The 3,698-nt window shown below is 69.2% G+C and carries 4 protein-coding genes and 1 pseudogene; all 5 read left to right on the forward strand.

What is annotated here, in order from left to right:
- Positions 1 to 160 precede the first annotated feature (160 nt).
- Positions 161 to 1,372 (forward strand): phosphoglycerate kinase, encoded by a 1,212-nt coding sequence (locus ACN6LD_RS41930; RefSeq protein ID WP_445045913.1) that lies wholly within the window; start codon positions 161 to 163, stop codon positions 1,370 to 1,372.
- 6 nt (positions 1,373 to 1,378) lie between these two features.
- The gene (tpiA, locus tag ACN6LD_RS41935) at positions 1,379 to 2,155 is read left to right on the forward strand and encodes a triose-phosphate isomerase (RefSeq protein ID WP_319195559.1); all 777 of its coding nucleotides are present in this window, start codon (positions 1,379 to 1,381) and stop codon (positions 2,153 to 2,155) included.
- A gap of 159 nt (positions 2,156 to 2,314) precedes the next feature.
- Positions 2,315 to 2,551, forward strand: coding sequence for a preprotein translocase subunit SecG (gene secG / locus ACN6LD_RS41940; protein ID WP_079041347.1), 237 nt, complete (start codon positions 2,315 to 2,317; stop codon positions 2,549 to 2,551).
- 211 nt (positions 2,552 to 2,762) lie between these two features.
- The gene (locus ACN6LD_RS41945) at positions 2,763 to 3,098 is read left to right on the forward strand and encodes an RNA polymerase-binding protein RbpA (RefSeq protein ID WP_078615979.1); all 336 of its coding nucleotides are present in this window, start codon (positions 2,763 to 2,765) and stop codon (positions 3,096 to 3,098) included.
- A gap of 294 nt (positions 3,099 to 3,392) precedes the next feature.
- Positions 3,393 to 3,698: pseudogene (locus ACN6LD_RS41950) on the forward strand (glucose-6-phosphate isomerase); the annotation flags it as partial.

A 3,698-nucleotide genomic window follows, 5' to 3' on the forward strand; every position in this document is an offset into this window, starting at 1 on the left:
CCGATCTGTCGTCGCTGCACGCCACCGTCCCCGGACCGAAGATCTCCTGGTTGATCTGCACCATGGTGTGCAGCGGGTTGATCCGCACGGGCCCTGACTCACGTGCACACCAGCCCTCTTAGGATCACGAGCACCAACAGTCCCCTCGGGAGCCCACTCAATGAAGACGATCGACGAACTTCTCGCCGAAGGCGTCGCAGGCAAGCGCGTCTTCGTCCGCGCCGACCTGAACGTGCCGCTGGCCGGCACCACCATCACCGACGACGGCCGTATCCGCGCCGTGCTGCCCACCGTCAAGGCGCTGGCCGAGGCGGGCGCCCGTGTGGTCGTCGCCTCCCACCTGGGCCGCCCCAAGGGCGTTGCGGACCCGGCCTTCTCCCTCGCTCCCGCCGCCGCGCGCCTCGGTGAACTTCTCGGCGCCGACGTGGCCTTCGCGACCGACACCGTCGGCGACTCCGCCACGGCCACCGTCGCCGGCCTCGCCGACGGCCGGGTCGCGGTCGTCGAGAACCTGCGCTTCAACGCCGGCGAGACCTCGAAGGACGACGCCGAGCGGGCCGCCTTCGCCGACCGGCTGGCCGTCCTCGCCGACGTGTACGTGGGTGACGGCTTCGGCGCGGTGCACCGCAAGCACGCGTCCGTGTACGACCTCCCGGGCAAGCTGCCGCACTACGCCGGCTACCTGATCGCCACCGAGGTCGGTGTCCTGAAGAAGCTCACCCAGGACGTCGCGCGCCCCTACGTCGTGGCGCTCGGCGGCTCCAAGGTCTCCGACAAGCTCGCCGTCATCGACGAACTGCTCGGCAAGGCCGACCGCATCCTCATCGGCGGCGGCATGGCCTTCACCTTCCTCAAGGCCCAGGGCCACGAGGTCGGCGCCTCCCTCCTTCAGGAGGACCAGATCCCGGTCGTCACCGAGTACCTGGAACGCGCCGAGAAGCAGGGCGTCGAGCTGGTTCTCCCGGTCGACGTCGTGGTTTCGCCCGGATTCCCGGACCTGAAGGCCAAGGCGCCCACCGAGCACGCCGCCGTCGACGCGGACAAGATGCCCGAGGGCCGGCTGGGCCTGGACATCGGCCCGAAGACGGGTGAGCTGTACGCGGGCAAGCTCGCCGACGCCGCGACCGTGTTCTGGAACGGTCCGATGGGCGTCTTCGAACACCCCGACTACGCCGAGGGCACCAAGGCGGTCGCCCAGGCTCTCATCGACTCGGACGGCTTCACCGTCGTCGGCGGCGGAGACTCCGCCGCGGCCGTGCGCACGCTCGGCTTCGACGAGAACGCATTCGGCCACATCTCGACCGGTGGCGGCGCCTCCCTCGAATACCTCGAGGGCAAGACGCTCCCCGGCCTCGCCGCACTGGAAGGCTGACCCCGCATGACCACTCGTACGCCGCTGATGGCGGGCAACTGGAAGATGAACCTCAACCACCTCGAGGCCATCGCGCACGTCCAGAAGCTCGCCTTCGCCCTGGCCGACAAGGACTACGAGGCCGTCGAGGTCGCCGTCCTGCCGCCCTTCACCGACCTGCGCTCCGTGCAGACCCTGGTCGACGGCGACAAGCTCAAGATCAAGTACGGCGCCCAGGACATCTCGGCGCAGGACTCCGGCGCCTACACCGGCGAGATCTCCGGCGCGATGCTCGCCAAGCTGAAGTGCACCTTCGTGGCGATCGGCCACTCCGAGCGCCGGCAGTACCACGACGAGACCGACGAGCTGGTGAACGCGAAGGTCAAGGCCGCCTACAAGCACGGCCTGACCCCCATCCTGTGCGTCGGCGAGGAGCTTGACGTCCGCGAGGCGGGCAACCACGTCGCCCACACCCTCGCCCAGGTCGAGGGCGGTCTGAAGGACCTCCCCGCCGAGCAGGCCGAGTCCGTCGTGATCGCCTACGAGCCCGTGTGGGCCATCGGCACCGGCAAGGTCTGCGGCGCCGAGGACGCGCAGGAGGTCTGCGCCGCCATCCGCGCCAAGATCGCCGAGCTCTACACCCAGGAGCTGGCCGACCAGGTCCGCATCCAGTACGGCGGCTCCGTCAAGTCCGGCAACGTCGCCGAGATCATGGCGCAGGCCGACATCGACGGCGCGCTGGTCGGCGGCGCCTCGCTGGACGCGGAGGAGTTCGTCAAGATCGTGCGCTTCCGCGACCAGTGATCCGAGCTGTGAGTATGCGGTAGCGGCGATCCGTCGTACCCTTGCGGGGGCATAGCGCCATGCGGCACGCCACACGGCGGAGCCGCACGAGGAAAGCGGCGCTGTGTCCCCGTTGTCCGTTCCGGTCCTTATCCGAATTCCGAGGAAGTTGGTCCAGCCGTGGTTTTGGGGTTCTCGATCGCCCTGATCGTCTTCAGCCTGCTGCTGATGCTGCTGGTGCTGATGCACAAGGGGAAGGGCGGCGGTCTCTCCGACATGTTCGGCGGCGGCATGCAGTCCTCCGTCGGCGGTTCCTCGGTCGCCGAGCGCAACCTCGACCGCATCACCGTCGTCGTCGGGATGCTGTGGTTCGCCTCCATCATCGTCCTCGGCATCCTGATGAAGACGAACAACTGATCAGCTTCTCACAGGCACGCACATTCCGGTACGTAAGGCCCCATGTTCGGTACGCGCAGCAGAGCGCGGCCTATCATGGGGCTTGCGTCCAGGTGTGGGAGCTGTAACTCCAATCACTGGACGCGCGTTGGGCCTTACGTAGACTGAGGCGCTCGCAGCGAAGCGAAACGCCGACTCGCTTCGCGGCACCATCACGCAGGGAGTTACGACCGTGGCAAGTGGCAACGCGATCCGAGGTAGCCGGGTCGGGGCGGGGCCGATGGGCGAGGCCGAGCGGGGCGAGTCCGCGCCCCGTCTGCGCATCTCCTTCTGGTGCTCCAACGGACACGAGACGGTGCCCAGCTTCGCCAGCGACGCGCAGGTTCCCGAGACCTGGGACTGCCCGCGCTGCGGCTTTCCCGCCGGGCAGGACCGGGACAACCCCCCGGACCCCCCGCGCACCGAGCCCTACAAGACGCACCTCGCCTATGTACGGGAGCGGCGCAGCGACGCGGACGGCGAGGCGATCCTCGCCGAGGCGCTCGCCAAACTGCGGGGCGAGATCTAGTGACGTAGACCGGCCGGGCGCCCGAAGGCGCCCGGCCGGAGCTGTTTCGCGCCCGGGCCGTCGCCCGCGCCCGCGCGACGGCCATCCGCGCTGCCCTCCGCCGTTCGCCGCGGCCTCGTCTCTGCGCGCCCGCCGTCGCCGGGCTGATACCCGAGCGCCTCCGGGACGTACCTCCTGTTGCCCCGCGGGCGACGGCACGTCCGCTCGTTGCCGCCTTCTGATCAACTAGGTTGGGAGCGGCGGGGTAAGGCGTGCGAGGCAGCACGGACAGGTGAGGAAGGGCTGAAGTCCGAGATGAACGCAGACGGCCGTACGAGGCTGAACCAGACGCCCGAGTGGACCGCTCTGGCCGAACACCGCGAGGAGCTCGGCGAGGTGCGGCTGCGGGAGCTGTTCGCCGCCGACCCCGGCCGCGGCGCCGGTCACACCCTGCAGGTCGGCGACCTGTACATCGACTACTCGAAGAACCTCGTCACCGATGAGACGCTGCGACTGCTGCGTGAGCTGGCCGCGGCCGTCGACGTGTTCGGTCTGCGGGACGCCATGTTCCGCGGTGAGAGGATCAATCTCACCGAGGACCGGGCGGTGCTGCACACGGCG

Source organism: Streptomyces sp. SAS_272 (genome assembly GCF_052543235.1).

Coding starts and splice junctions, on each gene's coding strand:
- ACN6LD_RS41930 (WP_445045913.1), top strand. CDS start 161: ATGAAGACGATCGACGAACTTCTCGCCGAAGGCGTCGCAGGCAAGCGC.
- tpiA (WP_319195559.1), top strand. CDS start 1,379: ATGACCACTCGTACGCCGCTGATGGCGGGCAACTGGAAGATGAACCTC.